General features: G+C 53.8%; 11 protein-coding genes. 8 read left to right on the top strand and 3 right to left on the bottom strand.

The features are described 5' to 3' along the window. Window positions 1-206 precede the first annotated feature (206 nt). The 3 genes from recJ (at window position 207) to AC5DDB_RS00690 (ending at window position 4285) form a co-directional block, all read left to right on the top strand. Entirely contained in the window at window positions 207-1961 is a 1755-nt protein-coding gene (recJ, locus tag AC5DDB_RS00700; RefSeq protein ID WP_491737740.1) for a single-stranded-DNA-specific exonuclease RecJ, read from the top strand. 160 nt (window positions 1962-2121) lie between these two features. Continuing rightward, a complete protein-coding gene (locus tag AC5DDB_RS00695) occupies window positions 2122-3339 on the top strand; it encodes a class I SAM-dependent methyltransferase (RefSeq protein ID WP_491737739.1) in 1218 nt (405 codons plus the stop codon). Window positions 3340-3364: 25 nt separating this feature from the next. Further along, on the top strand, window positions 3365-4285 hold the full coding sequence (locus AC5DDB_RS00690; protein WP_491737738.1) for a glycosyltransferase family 2 protein: 921 nt from the start codon (window positions 3365-3367) through the stop codon (window positions 4283-4285). A gap of 10 nt (window positions 4286-4295) precedes the next feature. Here AC5DDB_RS00690 and AC5DDB_RS00685 read toward each other — a convergent pair whose 3' ends face one another. Together AC5DDB_RS00685 and mntR are read right to left on the bottom strand one after the other, a co-directional pair. Beyond that, complete coding sequence (locus AC5DDB_RS00685; RefSeq protein ID WP_491737737.1) at window positions 4296-6167, bottom strand: chloride channel protein; 1872 nt, start codon at window positions 6165-6167, stop codon at window positions 4296-4298. 205 nt (window positions 6168-6372) lie between these two features. After that, window positions 6373-6813: a manganese-binding transcriptional regulator MntR gene (gene mntR / locus AC5DDB_RS00680; RefSeq protein ID WP_491737736.1), complete on the bottom strand. Its 441-nt coding sequence runs from the start codon at window positions 6811-6813 to the stop codon at window positions 6373-6375. Between the two features lie 136 nt (window positions 6814-6949). On the opposite strand from mntR, the gene AC5DDB_RS00675 reads away from it, so the two are divergent. The 5 genes from AC5DDB_RS00675 to AC5DDB_RS00655 all read left to right on the top strand — a co-directional run bounded on the left by AC5DDB_RS00675 (window position 6950) and on the right by AC5DDB_RS00655 (window position 13195). After that, window positions 6950-7960 carry a metal ABC transporter solute-binding protein, Zn/Mn family gene (locus AC5DDB_RS00675; protein ID WP_491737735.1) on the top strand — a complete coding sequence of 337 codons (1011 nt, stop codon included), beginning with the start codon at window positions 6950-6952 and terminating at the stop codon, window positions 7958-7960. Further along, window positions 7957-8778, top strand: a complete 822-nt coding sequence (locus AC5DDB_RS00670; RefSeq protein WP_491737734.1) for a metal ABC transporter ATP-binding protein — start codon at window positions 7957-7959, stop codon at window positions 8776-8778. Before AC5DDB_RS00675 ends, AC5DDB_RS00670 begins: the two co-directional genes overlap by 4 nt. Window positions 8779-8891: 113 nt before the next feature. Continuing rightward, entirely contained in the window at window positions 8892-10283 is a 1392-nt protein-coding gene (locus AC5DDB_RS00665) for a metal ABC transporter permease (protein ID WP_491737733.1), read from the top strand. 2 nt (window positions 10284-10285) lie between these two features. Further along, window positions 10286-11608: a metal ABC transporter permease gene (locus AC5DDB_RS00660; protein ID WP_491737732.1), complete on the top strand. Its 1323-nt coding sequence runs from the start codon at window positions 10286-10288 to the stop codon at window positions 11606-11608. Between the two features lie 69 nt (window positions 11609-11677). Next, window positions 11678-13195: a sulfatase family protein gene (locus AC5DDB_RS00655; RefSeq protein ID WP_491737731.1), complete on the top strand. Its 1518-nt coding sequence runs from the start codon at window positions 11678-11680 to the stop codon at window positions 13193-13195. On the opposite strand, the gene AC5DDB_RS00650 is transcribed toward AC5DDB_RS00655, so the two are convergent. Further along, a complete protein-coding gene (locus AC5DDB_RS00650) occupies window positions 13184-20287 on the bottom strand; it encodes a Calx-beta domain-containing protein (RefSeq protein WP_491737730.1) in 7104 nt (2367 codons plus the stop codon). The genes AC5DDB_RS00655 and AC5DDB_RS00650 overlap by 12 nt on opposite strands. Window positions 20288-20584: the final 297 nt, after the last annotated feature.

The raw sequence follows: 20584 nt of genomic DNA, 5'->3' as shown, positions 1-20584 counted from the left end.
TCGATTCGGAGAAATGTTCGAAATGAGAGGTGAAGTCAAACGATCGCTGACTTGCATCATTCGATTGTTTTCACATCCTTAGAGTTCCCCAGGCTTGTTTTATTCCGCGAGTTTCCGAGATTTTTCTCGGCAGCGTACACTTTGACAGCGTTTCGGGCGGATGCTGTAATAATCGTTTCGATCCCTTAATCAGAACGTCGTCCATTATGGCCAAAACTTGGCGTTTCTTTCCATATGACGAAGCCCGTGTTCGGTCGTTTTGTCAGTCGCTGCATGTCTCGCCGCTGACGGCTCAGGTGTTGATCGCACGAGGCATGAGTACCCCAGCGGATGGCAAAAGATTCTTGGAAACGAAACTCACCGACCTGCACGACCCAAGTTTGCTCCCCGGCGTCCCGGAGGCGGCGGACCGAGTTGTTTCCGCCGTTCGCGGAAGTCGAAAGGTGACGATTTACGGTGATTACGACGTCGATGGCGTCACCGCGACGTCGTTACTATGGAACTGTTTGAAACTAGCCGGGGCGGAAGTCGACTACTATATTCCCTGTCGCTTGGAAGAAGGGTACGGACTGAATTGTGAAGCAATTCGGCAGTTAGCAGAGAGTGATCCTAAGCAGCTGGTGATTTCCGTCGACTGCGGGATTTGCTCGATCGAAGAGGCTGCGCTTGCCAAAGAATTAGGCCTGGAGTTGATCATCACCGATCATCACCAGTTCGAGGACGAACTGCCCGACGCCGCGTGCTTGGTGCATCCGCGTTTGCCGGGCACGAGTTATCCGTTCGCGGATCTTTGTGGCGTCGGCGTGGCTTTCAAATTGGCGTGGGCGATTTGTGTGCAACTTGGTGACGGCGAACGTGCCGACGAACCGCTCCGCGAATTCTTGAAAAGTGCTGTCGGCCTCACCGCGATTGGCACCGTCGCGGATGTAGTACCGCTGCTTGGCGAAAATCGCACGCTTGTTCGGTATGGATTGGGAAGCCTCGCGCAACGCTCGTCGATCGGCCTGCAAAGTCTGATGACACTCGCCGGATTGGAAATCGGACAGTCGCTCGACGCGGAAGATATCGCATTTGGCATCGCGCCCCGACTGAACGCCGCAGGGCGTCTCGGTCAGGCTCGATTGGCTGTCGAGTTACTGACGACAACGAATCGTGATCGGGCCACACAACTCGCACAGTATCTCGAAGAACTCAATCGAAATCGACGAACGGTCGAGCGACGAATTTTCAAGTCGGCCAAGGACATGGTCGAAGAAAACCCGGAGTGGGCAGATCAACACGCGTTAGTCCTTGCCGATGCCAGTTGGCATGCAGGGGTCATCGGTATTGTTGCCAGCCGCATTGCGGAGACGTTCGAGAAACCGACGATTCTCATGACGATCGACCGCAACGAGGGCGTTGCCCACGGGTCCGGTCGTAGTTTCGGCGGCTACAACTTGTATGATGGATTGGTGTCGTGCTCGGGATTGTTGGAACGGTTCGGCGGTCATCATGCAGCCTGCGGTTTGCATGTCGCTGAAGACAAACTCGATGAGTTCCGCGAACAACTTTCCCAGCACGCCTCGACACACCAAGTTCCTCGGGAAGTTGGTGAAATCCGAATTGATGCCGAAGTCCGATTGACCGACGTCACGCGAAATGGCGTCAAGGAATTAGACCGACTTGGGCCGTTCGGCGAACAAAACCCGCGTCCTGTGTTCGCTGCGAACCGAGTGGAGTTGGCTGCTCCTCCAAAGACGATGGGTGAAGGCGGAAGACATCTCGATCTGCGAATCCGGCAGCACGGCACCAGTCTGCGGGCGATCGCCTTCGGTCGCGGGGAGTGGGCCGAGGAAATCGCAGCAGTGAACGGGACGATTGATATTGGTTTCACAGCGGGCATCAATCGGTTTCGCGGCCGCGAGAACGTCGAGTTGCGTTTGGAGGATTGGCAACCCAGTCCTCCCACAACCAACGCCTGAACGTCGAACAATGTTGCCGAAAAGCAACACGTCGCGCTAGCCAGTCAGCCGTGTAGAGAGCCTGGTGATTCAGGACATCGCACTGCAAGTTTCTGCAGGTGGACAGTGCACGAGCGTGCTAGGTTTGGAAAAATGCCGTTCTATCGACCGAGGTTCTTCCGTGTCCATCCGCCGCGATATCAATCCCATCTGTGACCGCCGCGTATCACTTGCTTGCCCCAGTTGCGGACGTATCGGTCTGCAGGAATTCTACGATGCCGGATTGCTGCCGGTGCACAATGTGCTCGTGATGGAGACCTACGAAGAGGCAATTTCGCACCCGATGGGCGAAGTCGCCCTCGGACTGTGTGAGGGGTGTGGGTTCATCACAAACACTCGTTTTGATCCATCGCTACTCAACTATTCATCGAATTGCGAAGACACGCAGCATTATTCCGCGCACTTCAATCAGTACGCAGACTCGTTAGTGCGGCGTTTGGTCGATGACCTGGGAATTCGTCGCAAGACAGTTGTGGAAATCGGGAGCGGCGGCGGAGATTTCCTCGAACTGATCTGCCGAATGGGAGAGAACGACGGCATCGGGATCGACCCTGCGAGCGATCCGCAAAGATTGGCCCACTCCGATTCGGGCCGAGTCCGATTCCTGCCCGAGTACTACAACGAACGTCACGCGGAGTTAGCAGCCGATGCGATTCTCTGTCGACATTCGCTTGAACACATTCCAGCCACCCGCGAACTACTGACCACCGTCCGCAAGTCGATCGGTGAGCGACTCGAAACACAGGTGTTCTTCGAGCTTCCCGATACCGGACGGGTGCTGCGTGAGGCGGCGTTCTGGGATATTTACTACGAACACTGTTCCTATTACACCGCGGGATCGTTGGCTCGTTTGTTCCGTGAAACGGATTTCGAAGTTACGCAGATTTGGAAGGAATACGGCGACCAATACCTATGTCTAATCGCGAAACCGGCCGTCGCACCGACGCTTCCGCACCATGAGTTAGAATTCGATCTCGAGTCCATTCACCGGGATGTCAAGCAATTCCAACGAGACCTCGGGCGAACAATTCGATCTTGGCAACACCGCTTGGGGGAATACCAAGCGTTGGATCGCAAAGTCGTGATTTGGGGCGGTAGTTCGAAGACGGTTGGCTTTGTGAACACGCTGGGGTTGTCGGACATCATTGACTGTGTCGTGGATGTGAACCCACGAAAATGGAACCGATTTCTTCCCGGCAGCGGGCACGAAATCGTCTCACCGGAATCGTTACAGCAGAACCGGCCGGATGTTGTGATCGTCATGAATCCCGTGTACTTCACGGAAATCCAGAACCAACTCTCAGAACTCGGTCTGACGCCAGAACTCATCGCCGCATAACGAGCCAACTTGGAGCCGAATTACCATGTCAGCCGCACCTCGCGTGTCGATCGGGTTGCCGATTTATAATGCCTCGAACTATCTGCGTCCCACGATTGAATCGATCCTCACTCAGACAGACCCAAGTTGGGAGCTGATTCTCGCGGACAATGCTTCGACCGACAATACACTTGCCATCTGCGAAGAGTACGCGAGAGTCGACTCGCGGATTCGAATTCTTACGTCGGAGCAAAACAACGGGTCGGCGTGGAATCACAATCGCTGCGTCGCTGAAGCGCGAGGAGAATTTTTTCGGTGGGCCGGTTACGACGACCCTATCGCTCCCGAATTCAATCGCGTTTGCATCGAAAAAATGGAATCCGACAGCTCGATCGCCGTTGTTGTGCCTCGGATGAATGAGATCGATTCCCAAGGCCAATTTCTTCGGCGTCGCGCGTCACTCGACCCTGTGGACGGTGAAACCCCGAGTCAACGATTTCGGCAGGTCGTTTACGGTTATACCGGCGAGGCGTTACTCGGACTGATCCGTCTGGATATTCTGAGAACAACGCGATTGGAAGGAACGTTTGCCTTCAACGATTACGTTCTTGTCGTCGAATTGGCGTTGCAGGGGAAAATCATTCCGATTCCCGAAACGCTATTGGATCGGCGGATTCACGCAGACGCAATCAATCAACTTCACGCTACGAACCGCAGTCGTGCCGTCGCACACAACCCGAAACTTGCCGGAAAGATTCTGTTTCCCCATTGGCGGGAAGGTCTTGAGTTGTGGAAAACAACGGGCTTGGCCCGCTTGCCGTTTTCCGAACGTTGGCGGACGCGGGTTTCGATGCTGCGTTGGCTAAGACGGAGATTCGGCGATCTCGGACATGACTTAGCATTCGCGACCCGTCAGATCGCTCACCGTTCCAACCCGGCTCGCAAGTTGAAATCCCCTTCGAGCTAGTGCGTATGGACTACGACGTCATTGGCGTCGAACTTTCGTCGGCAGCGAGTTTGTATTCCATCAGTCGTCGGTTGTAGGCGGCGATGACTTCTTTTCGTCGTAGCATGCCCACGAACCGCCCGTCGTTGTCTGGATCGAGAATCGGAACCTCGTCGATATTCAACGCCGTGAACCGTCGAAGCGCGGTATTGAGGTCGTCGTTGAGTGTCACGGAGACGATGTTCGTCACCATGACATCGCGCGCGTTGGCTAGTTTCCAGATGGAATCGTCGTAAAGCCAACTACGAACGTCGTCAGCCGAGAAAATCCCGATGACCTTTTCGTCCGCATCGACAACCGGAAAATAATGCTGATGCGTCGTGGCTAACTTGTGAACGATATCGTCGAGCGAGGTTCCTTCGGGCACCAGACGGATTTTGCGGTCCTGTCGGTAGACGTCTTTGACAAGAATCCCTTCCAGCACATCGACAATGAAGTCACCCCGGTGAGCGGGAGATTCAAGTCGCGATGGAACTTGTTTCGTGTATAGACTCCAACGTCGACACAGCAGAAAGCACAGCGTGCTGGTCCACATGGTGGGAAGCAACAGGTTGTAGTCGCCCGTCATTTCACTCACCATGATGATCGTCGAAATGGGAGCGTGGGCGCATGCCGCGAAGAAACCCGCCATCCCCACGATTCCGTACATCTGTGGATTTTTGACAAGTTCTGGGAACATCGTTTGTTGCAGGAACATGCCGGTCGCAGTGCCGACGCATCCGCCGATCACCATCGAGGGGCCAAACACACCGCCCGAACCGCCCGAGCTGATCGTTAAAGACGTCGTCAGAATCTTGACGGCAGCGACCGTCAACAACAGACCCATGCCGACTGTGACACCCGGCGTAATGGCATCTTGCAATGTGCCGTAACCGGTGGAAAGCACTGCCAAAGCCTGCGGATTTTGCTGACAGAGAAAGAAAGTTCCAATCCCCAGGAACCCCGCCAACGCCGCCCCGATTGCCGGTTTGAATTGCGGCATGATTGGGAGTTTCTTGAACAAGCTGTGAACGCCATAAAACGTCTTGATGTAGATGATCGCGAACAAGACCAAGACAATCGCCATCATTCCGAACGGGATGAGTTCGAGTAGTGAACTTGGACGGTACGTCAGACCCTGTCCGAACAAGTGTTCAAACCATTTGTCTTGGGGCATCGACAGTGCAAAGACGCTGTAGGCAATGATCGAGGAAATCGCAGCCGGGACGATGACGTCGGATTCCAGGTCCGCGTCCCGATACAAAATCTCGGCGGCAAACAAAGCTCCCGCTAACGGTGCTCGGAAGATAGCACCTACCCCCGCTCCCATTCCGGCGGCCATCAAAATCCGCGTATCGCGAGCTGTCAAATTCAATCGTTGTGATAGAAACGAGCCGAACGAGGCCCCAATTTGGGCGATGGGTCCTTCGCGACCACCGGACCCGCCCGTTCCAAGCGTAATCGCCGATGCCAACGTCTTGACGATCCCGATGCGGCCCCGAATCTGTCCGCGTTTGTTGTGAAACGCGTCGATTGCCGCGTCGGTCCCGTGTCCTTCGGCTTCCGGTGCGAATGTGTACACAAGACAACCCGAGACAACGCCGCCGCCGGTCATCACGGCTACGATGAGCCACGGTCGAAACTCGGTTTCCTCCGCCACGAAAACTGTGTGTTCACCAGCCGCTTCCCGCGGATGGTACCCCGTCATCGCGCCCAATGCGTAGTGCAAGACCAGGTGACTGAGGAACTGGAAAACAATCGCCCCCACACCTGCAACGACACCGATTGCGCTTGCCAACAGGAACCATTTGCCGGAAGCATGGAGATCAAACAGCCTAAGCAACTCGGAGAAATAGCGTTTCAAGGTGGTACGTGAGGACGTTAGAGGACTGTGGGGTGTGTGGATGGTGCGCAGCGTAATTGGCAGCGACCAACCTCGCAAGGCTCCCGATCCGATCTCCACAAGTTCTACGGGGGCGATCCGATACCGGTCGTTGCGGGCATCGTGTACTCAGAGCCAGAAAGCCGCAAAAAATCTGTATCGAGCAGCACCGACAACGCACAATGAGCTAACGCCCGCCGACGTCGTCGGACGTTCGCAACTTGCTCAGCATTGCTTCAAATCGTTTGAGTGTTTGCGGACTCACATGGTGCTCGATTCCCTCGGCATCCACGGCCGCGGTGTCTTCATCCACGCCAATTGCCACAAGAAATCGATATACCGTTTCATGCCGACGACGACATTGCTCGGCGAGACTCATACCTTCGTCTGTCAGAGTCAGCGGTTGATAAGGTTCGGTCGATATGAGACCTTCGTTTGTCAGTCTCTCGACAATTCGGTGAACCGTAACATGGCTGACAGCAAACCGTTCGGCCAGGTCTTTCAGCCGACAAATCCCCTGTCGCCCCAAGATTTCGGCGATCGCTTCCACGTAGTCTTCGGCTGTTTCCGTCGCATGATCACGCCGTGTTCGCCGATGTGGTTCCGAATGGGAAAGATCCTTGGTCACACGTCGTTCCGATCTGCCGAATTGCACACTGGTGGGTCGCCTGTAGTCTAGCGGCTTGACAGTACCCTCGCCATAGCTAGAATCAGGCGGTGGCTAGTTTAGCCAGCGCTAAAAATTTTCTGAAATGGATCGACGCGTGCTTATCCGAACCTGGATCGTCATTTGTTTTCTGCTCACCGCATTGGCTGGATGTCGTGAAGGCGATTCTGGAAACAGCGCGGCGGAGTCACCGAAAGAATTCGCAGGGGACTATCCGATCCAGATCGTCGCGACCGTTGGTATGGTGGGCGACATTGTGCGGGCCGTTGGCGGCGAACACGTGCTGGTGGAACAGCTTATGGGGGCGGAAATCGATCCGCACACGCATAACCCCACTCGCGACGACGTTCAGAAAATGAGGCAAGCCGATCTCATCGTATATAACGGACTGCACCTCGAAGGGAAGATGACGGACACCCTTGAGAATTTGGGAAAACGCAAGCCAGTGGTGGCAGTTACAGATGGGCTGGATGAAGACGTCTTGCTCTCGCCTGACGGCTCTCGCGACCATAGTGATCCGCATGTTTGGATGGATGTTTCGTTGTGGTCGAAAGCGGTCGATGTGGTAGCGACCGCATTGTCTGACTTCGATCCGAAACACGCCGCCGACTATCATGCCAACGCGAAAAAGTACCAAGAACAACTTCAGTCACTGCACGAGTACGGACTCAAGGTCATCGGTTCGATTCCCGAAGAACGGCGAATACTAATTACGTCGCACGATGCCTTCAATTACTTTGGTCGCGCATACGATCTTCAGGTGGAAGGCGTTCAAGGGTTGTCGACGGAATCGGAAGCCGGTCTACGTCGGGTCAACGACCTCGTGCAACTCATTGTTGATCGAAAAGTATCCGCGGTTTTCGTCGAAAGCAGCGTCTCGTCGAAGAATATCCAAGCCCTGATCGAAGGGGCGAAGTCCAAGGGACATGAGGTTCGGATCGGCGGCATGCTGTACTCGGACGCGATGGGGAACGCAGGCACGTACGAGGGGACTTATATCGGCATGCTCGACGCAAATCTAACTCGGATCGCACGGGCCCTCGGCGGGCAGGCGTCGCCGGGGGGCATGCAAGATCGACTTAGTTCAGAAACCGAGAACGGCACATGAGTGCTAACGACCCGTCATCCACCGCGTCATCAGTTGGTGGTCAGATTTCATCGAAAGAGACGCCACTTTCGGTTTACGACCTAACGGTGGCCTACCAGCGGAAACCTGTAATCTGGGACGTTGGGTTTGACGTTCCCGCCGGTTCACTAGTTGGAATTGTCGGTCCCAACGGAGCCGGTAAGAGTACCCTTCTCAAAGCGGTGATGGATCTCATCCCCAGAGCGTCTGGGTTGATCAAAGTCTTCGGTGAGGACTATGCGGAGAACCGTCACCGAGTTGGCTATGTGCCGCAACGAGAATCGGTCGACTGGGACTTTCCGATCGACGTGCTCGATGTCGTCACAATGGGCTTGTACCGTGAAGTCGGTTGGTTTCGTCGTGTGCGAAACAAGCACCGGACTGCCGCTATGGATGCTTTGAGCCGTGTGGGTATGGCGGACTTGGCGAATCGCCAAATAAGCCAACTTTCCGGCGGTCAACAACAACGCACGTTTCTAGCGCGGGCTCTCGTTCAAGACGCCGATCTCTACCTGATGGACGAACCGTTCGCTGCAGTCGATGCATCGACGGAACGGGCCATCGTCGAAGTGCTTCGCGAAATGCGAAGTCGCGGTAAAACGGCGCTGGTTATTCATCATGACTTGCAAACCGTAGCCGAGTATTTCGATTACGTCGTTCTTCTGAACATGCGAGTTGTGGCTCACGGAACCGTTGAGGAAGCCTTCACGACTGAGAATCTCCAAAAAACATACGGCGGTCGACTGACGCTATTGGAAGAGGTTTCCGAAGCGATGCGGCAACGGGAACGTTCACTATGACGGGTCGGTCCCTTCGGACACTCTGCTTTGTTATCGCACTTGTTGTCGGATCAGCGTCCTGTCGGGCTCAGAGTATTGAGACGACAGAGTCTGCTATCACGGCGGCAGAGACGGTGTCTCGTACTGATGGGGCCGCTTGGCAGCATCTCGTATTGCTTAAAGACTACAACACGCGAATCGTGCTGTTCGGTGTGACGCTACTTTGCTGTGCCGCTGGAGTCGTCGGCAGTCTGACATTGCTTCGCAAACGAGCGTTGATGGGCGATGCGCTTAGTCATTCCACATGGCCCGGCATTACACTTGCGTTTGTTGTTGCAAACAACTTGGGCTACGAAGGCAAGTCCTTAGCGATTTTGCTAAGTGGTGCCACACTAAGCGGCTTGCTTGGTCTTTGCTGTATCCTGATTATTCGGAATTCCACGCGACTCAAAGAAGACGCAGCACTCGGGGCAGTCCTGAGTGTCTTTTTTGGGGTCGGCGTAGCCATCTTTGGTGTACTGCAGCAGATGAAAGGCAATGCAGCGGGGCTAGAATCGTTCATCTACGGAAAAACGGCATCGATGGGGATTCAAGATATCCAAACGATTGTCGTCGCCGCACTCTTTTGCCTAATAGTATGCGGGTTGCTTTTCAAAGAGTTCAAGCTCTTGTGTTTCGACGAAGGTTTTGCCGACTCGCAAGGTATCCCGTCGAAGTGGCTTGACCTTGCACTAATGATGCTTGTCACAACGATCTGTATTGTTGGATTGCAGGCAGTTGGGCTAGTGCTTGTGATTGCGATTCTTATTATTCCAGCAGCCGCCGCGAGGTTTTGGACTGAGACCTTATGGCAGATGACGCTAATTTCTGGGGTGATCGGTGCATTCTCAGGGGTTGCCGGCGGTGCGATTAGTGCTGTCTATTACCGGTTACCGTCTGGCGCTATGATTGTCCTAGTCTGTTCGACTGCATTCGGACTGAGTCTTGTACTAGGCACGAAACGGGGACTGCTCATTCGTTGGGTTCGCCGAAGACGATTTAACCAGACAATTGATCGGCAACACCTCTTGCGTGGTCTTTATGAGTTAGCCGAGCGAAATATCGATAGCGTTTCTTCGGCGGGACTTCCAACCTGCCCACCTGTGACCTTTGAAGAGTTGCTTGCCAAACGAAGCTGGTCTACAAGTCGACTTCAACGAACGATCCTGCGTGCCAAGTTTGATCGGCTCGTCATTGAAGCCAACAAAAAACTTCAACTGACGCCACGCGGCATGCGTGAAGCAATTCGACTGACTCGGCAGCACCGTCTTTGGGAGCTTTATCTCATGACTCATGCCGATATTGCTGCAAGTCGAGTCGACCGCGAAGCTGATGCCATCGAACATGTGTTGGAGCCGGAAGTCATCATTGAACTCGAAGCATTGCTCGACAAGAACTATCCTCAATTGCCGAGGAGTCCTCACCTCTTGGAGACCACTCTCGGACCATCATCAGTCATTCGAACGCCTGAGAGCGAAGAGAACTAGTTATGGGCTTAGCCGCTTGGGATTGGTTTCTTGATGGTTGGATTATCGTAATTGGTGTCCTCTCAGCAGTATCCGCCACTTTACTAGGGAACTTTCTAGTCTTGCGTCGGATGTGCATGTTGGGGGATGCAATCTCGCATGCGATTCTTCCGGGGCTAGCCGCCGCATTTTTTCTGAGTGGCAGCCGGAATAGCGGCGCTATGTTAGTGGGTGCTGTGATTGTCGGTGTACTGACTGCGTTTCTGACCGAATGGATTCGCAATTCGGGACGGGTCGATGAGGGGGCATCGATGGGGGTTGTGTTCACCTCGCTATTTGCCATCGGACTCGTGATGATTGTGCAGACGGCTGATCGAGTTGACTTAGACGCGAATTGTGTTCTGTACGGGGCGTTGGAATTGACCCCACTTGATACCGTTTTCTTATTTGACTACGAAATCCCGCGGGCCGCCCTAGTTCTAGGAGGTATGACACTCGTTAATGCTGCCTTTGTTTATCTATGTTTCAAAGAGTTGAAAATCAGCTCCTTTGATCCAAGTTTGGCAACAACTGCGGGATTTAACGCGAGTCTTATTCACTATATGCTAATGACACTCGTCGCGGTGACCTCGGTGGCTAGTTTCGAAAGTGTCGGGAACATTCTTGTCGTGGCGATGTTTGTGGTTCCGCCTGCGACGGCGTATCTGTTGACAGACCGTTTGCAGATCATGATTGGTCTCAGCGTGTTGATTGCAATCGCATCTGCAGTGTTTGGACACGTCCTCGCTATTCTAGTACCTGCCTGGTTCGGGTTTGGTAGTACCACGACGACTGGGGTGATGGCGACAACTTCCGGTCTAATGATGGGGGCGGCGGTTCTGTTTGCACCGAAGCATGGCGTGCTAGTTAAACTCGTTCGGCATCAAATGCTTTCACTTCAAATCCTGGCGGATGATGTGATCGGTGTTCTGTATCGGCTACAAGAGAAGTCGCCTGGCGAGGGAGCAGATGCTAGCGAATTGATGGACCTCTTGTTTGCTCGCAGTTCTCAATTGAAAGTGGCATTGTCGTGGCTGCAGTTTCGTGGTCAGATCGACAAGTCCGTTTCCAAATACCAACTAACGTCTTCTGGAGAGAATCGCGCCCGCGAACTCATTCGTTCCCATCGGCTGTGGGAGCAGTATCTTGTCTCACATGCCGGTTTTGAGTACGAGAGAATTCACGATAAGGCCGAGAAATTCGAGCATTTCACAAGCCGGGAACTTCGCGAGCAACTCAACGAGGAAACAGGCTTGCCGAACGTCGATCCGCACGGGCGTCCAATTCCAAATGAACAGCAGGATTGAATCTCTCAGACTTCATAGATACGTTGAATACGAATCTCTACAGAAGTGCTCTCTAGTAAGGTGTTGAAAATGAGTGTTCGAGATGTTCTTCGGGTCACTAGTTTTCTCGTCGTCTTGTTGACAACACAAAACGGTTCCGCGGAACCAAGACCGAACTTTCTATTGATAGTCGTCGACGACCAGTCGCCACTCGATCTGCAAGTTTATAACCCAAGTTCTGAATTGCAGACACCGACGATCGACCAGCTTGCACGCGATGGAATGGTCTTTGAACAGGCCTATCACATGGGTTCGATGTCCGGCGCGGTTTGTACGCCGTCTCGACATATGATTATGACCGGGCGGATGCTCTGGAACTATCAAAATGGCACTCCTCCGGCTGATTCGCAATTTCGTGGACGCAAGGGGTGGCTTCAATATCTAGCAACGCAGTCGTTGCCGGCGGTCTTTAATCGTGCCGGTTACGATACGATGAGGACTTGCAAACGGGGAAATAGCTTTGAAGCAGCGAATCAACAATTCACAGTGCGAAAGGATGCCACGAAAAGAGGTGACACGCGGGACACTAGTAGCGTGTGGCATGCTGATCAAGTTTTAGAGTATCTCGACCAACGTAAAGCCAGCAACAATGAAGATCCTTTTTTGATCTACTTCGGCTTTTCGCATCCTCATGATACTCGTGATGGAGCTCCTGAACTCTTGGAAAAATACGGGGCCGTCAATCACACTGATCAAAGTCAGCGTCCGCCGCTTCACGCTCAGCAGCCGAAACTGCCGGTCATGTATCTGCCGAAACACCCGTTTCATCATGGCCATCCGAACTTGCGAGACGAAGTCAAGGTTTCCGGGGTCTGGGAGAACCGAGACGTAGCCACTGTTCGCAACGAACTTGGCCGTGAATTCGCCTGTAGTGAACTCATCGATCAGCAGATCGATCGAGTTCTCAAGAAACTCGAAGCGAGCGGCGAACTAGCGAATACCTATGTCATCTACACGTCGGATCATGGCATCGCGATTGGTCGGCATGGTCTTATGGGAAAACAGAATCTCTACCAACATGCTTGGCGAGTTCCATACATTGTCAAAGGACCTGGAATCAAAGCAGGATCGCGAGTGACTGGAAATATCTATCTGTTAGATACTCTTGCGACATTATGTGATCTTGCTGGTGTCGAGTCGCCCTCGACAAACGAAGGTTTGAGTTTTCGAGAAGTGTTGTTCGGCGAACGCGAGTCGGTTCGCGACGTGCTTTATGGTGCCTATTGCGGCGGGACGAAGCCCGGAATGAGGTGCGTCAAGAAAGGCGATTGGAAACTCATTAAGTATGATGTGCTCGATGGGGCTGTACGAGAGACCCAACTGTTTAATCTTGCGGACAATCCGCACGAGTTACTGGCAGAGCATCATCGACCGGAAGTGGTTGAGGTGACGAAATATCAACCGTCTCCTCAAGAAATCAATCTTGCGGATGACCCGAAGTATCGAAAGCAACTCGAGGAAATGGAAGCCCTGCTGTTGTCCGAGCAGCAGCGATTGAACGATCCGTATCGGCTTTGGGACCAACCGGCTCGTAGTTCAGCCGACTGATGTCTCATCCACGATGACTGCGATGCGGTTTCGTCCGGTTGCTGGATTCCAGAAGAAGAGTTCGTCGGTTTCCGGCGAGCTAAAGAGTTCGTCGGTCAGTCGGACGACTCGCTCATACTCATCGCCATTGATCGCACCGGGATCGACGACTCTGTCAACGATGTTCGTAGACGTACTTGGGGTGAGATTAGAGAGCGCGATGCGGTTGGCCCCTGTCGTCGAACTCCATGCAAAAACGTCATCAACAGAGTCGCCGTTGAAGTCTCCGATTTCGATCTGCTGATATTCGGAACCGTTGAATGCGGTGGGCGGCACAAAATCTGACTGAAACCCGCCGAATTGGGTCGACTGCCCAAGTACGTCGCCATCAAATGACACTCGTCGATTTTCGCCGGACTGCAAATTGAAAAACAGTAGTTCTTCGGGCCCCTCCGCAATGAACTGACCGACGTGGATCGATCGATAGTTCCCATTGATCAAAGTTGGTGCAACGACGTTGGTCTGAATGTTTGCGATCGTTTCGCTGTCGTTGCTTCCGGTTTGAAGATGTGCGAGCCGATTTCGTCCGTCAGAGGGGTTCCAGAAAAACAAATCCGTCAGCCCGCCGTCATCGAAGTTGCCGGCGACGAAATGCTGAAAGTCGTTGCCGTTGATCGCGGAAGGGGCGATGATGTTGGATTGGATGGTCACTTCGATCTCACCCAACTCGACGGCAACGGTGTGAATTAACCGGTTACGGCCCGTCGTCGGGTTCCATAGGAACAGGTCGGAGCCTGCCGCCGAATTAAATTCTCCCGCGAGAATATGTGTGAAGTCGTTTCCATTGACGGCTCCAATTGGAATCGGGTTGTCTTGTCGGCCCCCGTTTCCAAATATCAATCGGTTTTCGCCCGTCAGGGGATTCCAAAAAAGGAGATCGTCGGCAAATCCGTGTTGGGCGGGGAAGTTGTCGAAATTCCCTGCAATGAGTTCTCGATAACTTCCATTAATCGACGAATTCGTGATGTGTTGATCGACAATCGTTGCCTGGCCCGTCGCTAAGTCGTCGTTGCGAATGATGCCCCTAGCTTCTGGCACGGCGATCTCGATTCGTCGACCGTTTGCTTGCAGGTTGGCGAGTTGCACCCGGAATGACTCATCGGGTTCATGCGTGGAGTCACTGACGACAATAACTTCGAATGTCTGCTGTTCGCCGGCGGTTCCTGCAAACGTGAGTATGCGGTCGGCGGGAATGAGATAGTCGCCATCGGTCGCGGTTGCCGATTCGCCGAAGGTCGTGAAGTCGACCTGAAACGGCGTGTCGACAGCCGAGTCGAGTGACACAACGAATTGAAAAGCGTGTTCGCCACCAGAGCCTTCGAAGGCGATTACGTCACGGATCGAGAGACTCGCAATATCGTCATCTTGAATGACACCACGTCCGCTGTCATCGATCAACGTGACTGCACGATCGCTAACCTGCAAGTTCGATATTTGGATGAAGAAGTCTTCGTCGAGTTCAACGATGTTGTCTGCGACGAGAATCACGGGTAGCGTGACGGCGTTTTCCCCCGCAGGAATGGTGGCTGTTCCGGCTGAAGGTGTATAGTCGGTCGAGCCCGCCGAACCGGCGACTGTGGCGAAGTTGAAAAAGATATCAGTGTCGACGGGTTGACTGATTGCAACCGTAAATATCAGGGAACCCGAGTCTTCATTGCCGGTTTGGTCAGAGATAGAAATTGTGGCAGCGTCGTCGTTGATGATCGTTCCTTGGCCTTGATTCTTCAGCCAGCGAACGTCTCTGCCAGCAGGGTTGAGGGCCGATCCCTGCACGAAAAAGATCTCGTCACGTTCGACCAACGAATCGGCTTGCAACGGCACTTGGATTGTCGCTGTGGTCGTACCAGCATTGAACCGAAGGTTTCCTGAAACGGTGGTAAAATCGTTTGAAAACGCTGAGTCTGTCGTTGTGCCAAAGGTAAATTCGACGTCCGCATCGATGACGGCACTGAGGGCAACGTCAAAAATCAGCATGCCGGAATCTTCATTTCCACTTGCGTCGCTGATAGTCAGTGTTGCCTGGTCGTCGTTGATAATTGTTCCGATACCTCGCGAGTCGGCGAGCGCGACAGCCCGATTCGTCGCACGCACATTCGAAAGCACGACATCGAAACGTTCGGTTAGCTCGACCACTTGGTCGTCGATCAAATTGACCAGAATCGTGGCCGACGCTGCTCCCGCAGGAATTACGAGAGTTCCGTTCGTGGGATCATAATCGTCGACGTTCGCGGTATCGGCGCGGGTGGTGAAGTCGACGAGAATATCCACATCCAACGGCTCGATGACCGTTACAGTGAACTCCAAGCGACCATCGTTCTCAGTTTGCGTAGCATCTTGGATTGCGACGAGTGCAATGTCATCATTTCGAATCGTGCCAACTGCCTGGGCGTTGGCGAATGTCACTGCCCGATTGGTGGTCTGGATTCGGCTAAGATTCAGTCGGAAATCTTCGTCGGCTTCGGTCGTGGAATCGGACGAAATGTCGATGGTGATCGTCGCGCTTTGTTCGCCCGCTAGAATCGTGATGGTTCCGGTTTGGGCTTCGAAGTCGCTCGGCCCAGCCGTGCCAAACATCGTTGCGAAATTAACGCTGACATCTTCATCGAGCGGGCTATCCATCGTGACGGTGAATGTCATCGGGCCCGCGTCTTCGTCTTGGGCGATGTTCGTAATTGACAATCTGGCGTCCGCACCGGCACCCAAGATCGTCGCAATCCCTTGGGCATCCCCGATGGAAACCGCTCGCCCGCTCGAACGTGGGTTGGAAAGGTTCAGCAAGAATTGCTCGTCGAACTCCATCAGCCCATCGTCATTGATCGCGACCGTGACGGTTGCAAACGAATTGCCGGCGGCGATCGTGGCGGTTCCACTGACGGGCGTGAAGTCCGAAGGACCTGCAGAATCCGCGACCGTAGCGTAGTCGATCAACACGTCGGCATCGACGGTATGGTCCAGCGAGATGGTGAAAGTCAAACTTTCAGCGGATTCTTCTTGCAGGACGTCGTCGACTGATATTAATGCCAGGTCGTCATTAATGATTTGGCCGACGGCTTCGGTATCGACAAGTGTGACATTGCGATTGTTCGGCTGAAGGTTCGAAAGACGAACCATAAACTGCTCGTCCAATTCGACGGTGTCATCGACATTCACGGCAACATCGAACGGGGTCGTTGTCGATCCCGCTGGGATTGTCACCGTTTGGTTGATTGGGTTGAAGTCTTGCGAGCCGGCCACATCGAAGGAAGTCGCCAGGTCCACAAGAATATCTGTGTCGACCGGTTGACTGAGCGAAATCGCAAAACGGATTGGGCCATCGTCTTCGAAACCGAACGCGTCGTGAATCGAGAGTTCGGCATGGTCATCATTGCGAATCGTGCCGACGGCCTGGTTATCGCCAAAGAGGACACTTCTCTGAGCGGACTGAATGTTTGAAAGATTGACGAAGAACTGTTCGTCCAACTCGACGAGCGAATCGGAAGTCAGCGGCACAGTGATCGTCGTTGAATTGGCACCCGCGTTGAACGTGGCCGTTCCCATCGTCGCAGTGAAATCGCTTGCGGCGGCCGTGTTCGTTGCGGTTGCGAAGTCGACGGTCATGTTCGCGTCAACCAATCGATCGATTGTCAGCGTAAAATTCAGTGTGCCGGCATTTTCGTCGGCAGCCGCGTCTTGAATGGTAATCGTTGCGGTATCGTCATTCAGAATTGTGCCAATGCCACGATCGTTTCCGATGACAACATCTCGCCCGCTGGCGGTGAGATTCGAGAGTCGGACATAAAATTGTTCGTTGCGTTCGACAAGTTCGTCGGACAGCGTCGTTACGGAAATTGCGGTTGACGTGTTGCCTTTGGAAATCGTTGCTGTTCCAGTGACCGGGACATAATCACTGGTGTCAGCTGAGAACGATTCCGTCGCGAATGTGACCTGCACGTCTGCATCAACTGGTCGATCGAGCTGAATCGTGAACGGGAACTCTCCGGTGCTTTCCGTACGCGAAGCGTTCGTGATGCTGATGGCAGCCGAGTCGTCATTGAGAATCGTCGCGGTTGCTCGGGCACCGTCGATCGAGACTGCCCTGTCACTCGACTGAAGAGTAAGTAGGTCCACGAAAAACTGCTCGTCGAGTTCAACAACGGTGTCAGCGGTTAACGGAATTGCGATTGTGGTGGTGGACTGCCCTGCCGGAAGAACGACGGTTCCAGCGGTCGGTGTGAAGTCGTTTGACGAAGCCGTGCTGTTCGTCGTGACATAGGTGATGGGAACCCCAACATCAATCGGATGATCGGTGACGATGGTCAGCGTCAACACACCGGTATCTTCGTCACTCGAACCATTTTGAATCGCAATCCGAGCGGTTTCATCGTTACGAATCGTCCCGAGTCCGCGTTTATCGCCGAGCATGACGGTTCGGCCGGCGGTTTGGAGATTGACCAATTCCACGAGGAATCGTTCGTCAAGCTCGACGAGTTCATCGTCAGTAATGGTCACGGACACGGTTCCATTCAGCGTTCCGGCGGGAATCGTGACGGAATTGTTGACGAGACTAAAGTCGTCCGCATTGGTCGTCTGGTGAATCGACAACACACCGCTGGTGATCGGCACGTCGACAGGATGATCGAGTCGGACCGTGAAGGTCATTGTGCCGTTGTTTTCGTCTTGCGTGACATCGTCGATCGAAACGGTCGCGGCATCATCATTGAAAATACGTGCTGCGAGGCGAAACGACGGGACGCTTAGCTTAGACAGTTCGATACTGGTTCCGGTCACTGCACCAAGCGAGACAAAGAAGGTCTCGTCTTGTTCGACTTTGTCGTCCTGATTGACACGGACTGTGATAAGTCGTCGTTCACCCTGGGTTCCAGCGAAGTTGAGTGTGCCGTCGTTGTCGATATAGTCACCGTCAGCAACGGTTGCGGTGCCGTCGTGAGTGTTGTAGCTGAGCGAGAACCCGCCGGCGACTTCTTGCTGAAGCGTGACGGCAAACGTGAATTCCGTGGTTGCCCCGCCCGTGCCTTCCTGGCGACTCACGTTCAAGGCCGTAAATTCCAGGTCGGCAGTATCATTATCCTGAATCGTTCCAGTCGCGTTCGGAGTCGATTGAATGATTCCGCCACCACCGGGAACACCACCACTTCCAGGGGTAAATCGGAACAATTCGACGAGAAAGTTTTCGTCGGTCTCAACGCGGCTGTCGTCGGTTGTGGGCACGGAGATCGTGCGAAGTTCCCCGGCGGTCCCGAGAAAATTCAGTGTTCCCGCCTGGAGTACATAGTCTGGCTGATTCGACGATTGATCTTGTGCAGTGCCCGGGATTGTGCGGAAATCGACGTTCAAACCGCCTTCGACTGCGGAATCGAGCCTGACCTGGAATAGAAGAGAGCCGCCTTCGATGGCAGTCGCGTCGCCGATCGTCACGCTGGCCGAGTCGTCATTGATGATCGTCGCTTGAGATTGCCCGCCGATAATTTGGCTGCCAGGAGATGCGTTGATCAAATTGACGAAGAACGTTTCGTCGGCTTCGACGATGTTGTCCCCTTCAACGGGAATGGTGATCGACTTCTGGGTTTCTCCTGCCAGAAATGTCACTGTACCTCGGGGAAATGCGGCGTCTTTGAAATCTCTCGGGATCGCTGTCCCACCAGAGACGGCATAGTCGACGGTGGTCACTCCCAGGAGATTAGCGGTACGTGTCACAGTAAATTCGAAAGGCGTGGTGCTCCCCGGATTGCCTTCGGCCTGGTTGCCGGATCCAAATGCGGCGATTGACAGATTGGCAAGCGACTGCAGTTCGAACGCACCGATATCGACGGCTCCTTGGACGATGCGAGTGAATCCGTCGCCGCGTTGATCGAGCGTCAAACCCGTGCTGGCGGCGGCGAGATTGCTACCAGCATTCACGGCGGGGCTGGCTAATGGCAAGGCATGTGTCGCCGTCGGACCGCCGTTGTCGCGAAGTGTTTTGTCAATAACATTCGCCGCGTCCAGAACACCACCGGCTCCGTCACCAATTTGGTTGGAATTCGTTCCGTGCAACAATCCACCGGCGAAAAGTGGGGTACTGATAAGATTATTGGAACTCGACGCTTGGACATTTCCATGAATATCTTCGGGGGCGCTGCCATCTGTTCGAAGATTGTTCACAAACAATGTGTTGAGGACTTGAACGTTTGTTCCGGTGGCAACCGACATTCCGCCGCCGCGGCCGTTCTGGTCAGCATTGCTGTCCGCCTCGTTATTGGCGAAGGTCGAGTTGACAATTGTCGATGGTCCACCGGTGCGAAGTCCGCCACCGGACGCCATGGCTGCGTTTCCTGACAGTGTCGTGTTGGCCACGAATACAATGCCATTGATGTTCGTAATGCCACCGCCACTCGTCGCGGAATTGTTGGCGACTGTCGAGTCGAATATCAGTAGAGTTCCGGAATCGTTGAAAATTCCCCCGCCGTCGCCAGTCGCGGTACTATCGGTAATTGCGACCGATCGAAGTTCCAGCCGGCCATTATCAATGGTGATTGCACCACCATTGTTTCCACGCCCACGAGTCAGTGTCAGCCCGTGTATGCTGACGTCGATATCGCCGGTAATATGGAAAATCTGAGAACTGCCCTGCCCGTCGATAGTCAGCCGATCTGCGTCGAGGCCGTTGATTTGAACATCGCGCAAGATCACAAATTGGCGGCTTCCAGAGTTTTGTGACTGCAGGTCAATTGACGATCCTGCCAATTGAGGGATGAATTCAATCGTGTCATTCGTGCCGAACGGTTGACTTGTATTGATTCGCAGCGATTCTTGTGCTGTGAGAGATCGCCCTAGAGCCACGTTCGCGTCTCCGCCGTGATTAACAAGTGCGATCGCTTCGCGGAGGGATAAAACCGCATCGGCATTGGTATTGTCACTTACGGTACTCACCGTCAGTGCGGACAGCATCGTGCGGTCCTCGAGATGTTCGAGGAACCGGACATCGAACTTCCTGACCCTTGGTTTCGGAGACGCCCACGTCGATTCGCCGAACCTTTTCGTCGTCAGTTTTTCCAGCCAACGGGCAAGTAGCATGGGTGTGGTCTTTTGGTCAGGTCGGCTCGGGCAGGACGTGGATAGTCGGCAAACGTACTCTTAGAGTAACGATTCGAAACCGGGACGTGCAATTCGAAAACCAGAGGAGACAGTTTATGATTCGGCGTCCGACGCTTTGCGACAAGGACTTTTGACCAGGTTTTGCAGGAAGTTTGGAGCAGCTACCAATGGATTTTCGTCGCTGACGCCGCCGATCAACAAAGCGTTCCTGAAAAATTGATGTTGTTAAGATCGCAGTAGCATCTAATAATCTGTGAGATTCTCTACCCAGAGTTG

This window comes from Thalassoroseus sp., from assembly GCF_984380535.1.
The sequence above is the reverse complement of the archived record's forward strand: the minus strand, read 5'-3'. Positions and strand labels throughout refer to the sequence as shown.

Bases quoted from the DNA above. Each gene is read 5' to 3' on its own strand.
- recJ (WP_491737740.1), top strand. From the start codon at position 207: ATGGCCAAAACTTGGCGTTTCTTTCCATATGACGAAGCCCGTGTTCGG.
- AC5DDB_RS00690 (WP_491737738.1), top strand. From the start codon at position 3,365: ATGTCAGCCGCACCTCGCGTGTCGATCGGGTTGCCGATTTATAATGCC.
- AC5DDB_RS00670 (WP_491737734.1), top strand. From the start codon at position 7,957: ATGAGTGCTAACGACCCGTCATCCACCGCGTCATCAGTTGGTGGTCAG.
- AC5DDB_RS00660 (WP_491737732.1), top strand. From the start codon at position 10,286: ATGGGCTTAGCCGCTTGGGATTGGTTTCTTGATGGTTGGATTATCGTA.
- AC5DDB_RS00655 (WP_491737731.1), top strand. From the start codon at position 11,678: ATGAGTGTTCGAGATGTTCTTCGGGTCACTAGTTTTCTCGTCGTCTTG.
- AC5DDB_RS00650 (WP_491737730.1), bottom strand. From the start codon at position 20,287: ATGCTACTTGCCCGTTGGCTGGAAAAACTGACGACGAAAAGGTTCGGC.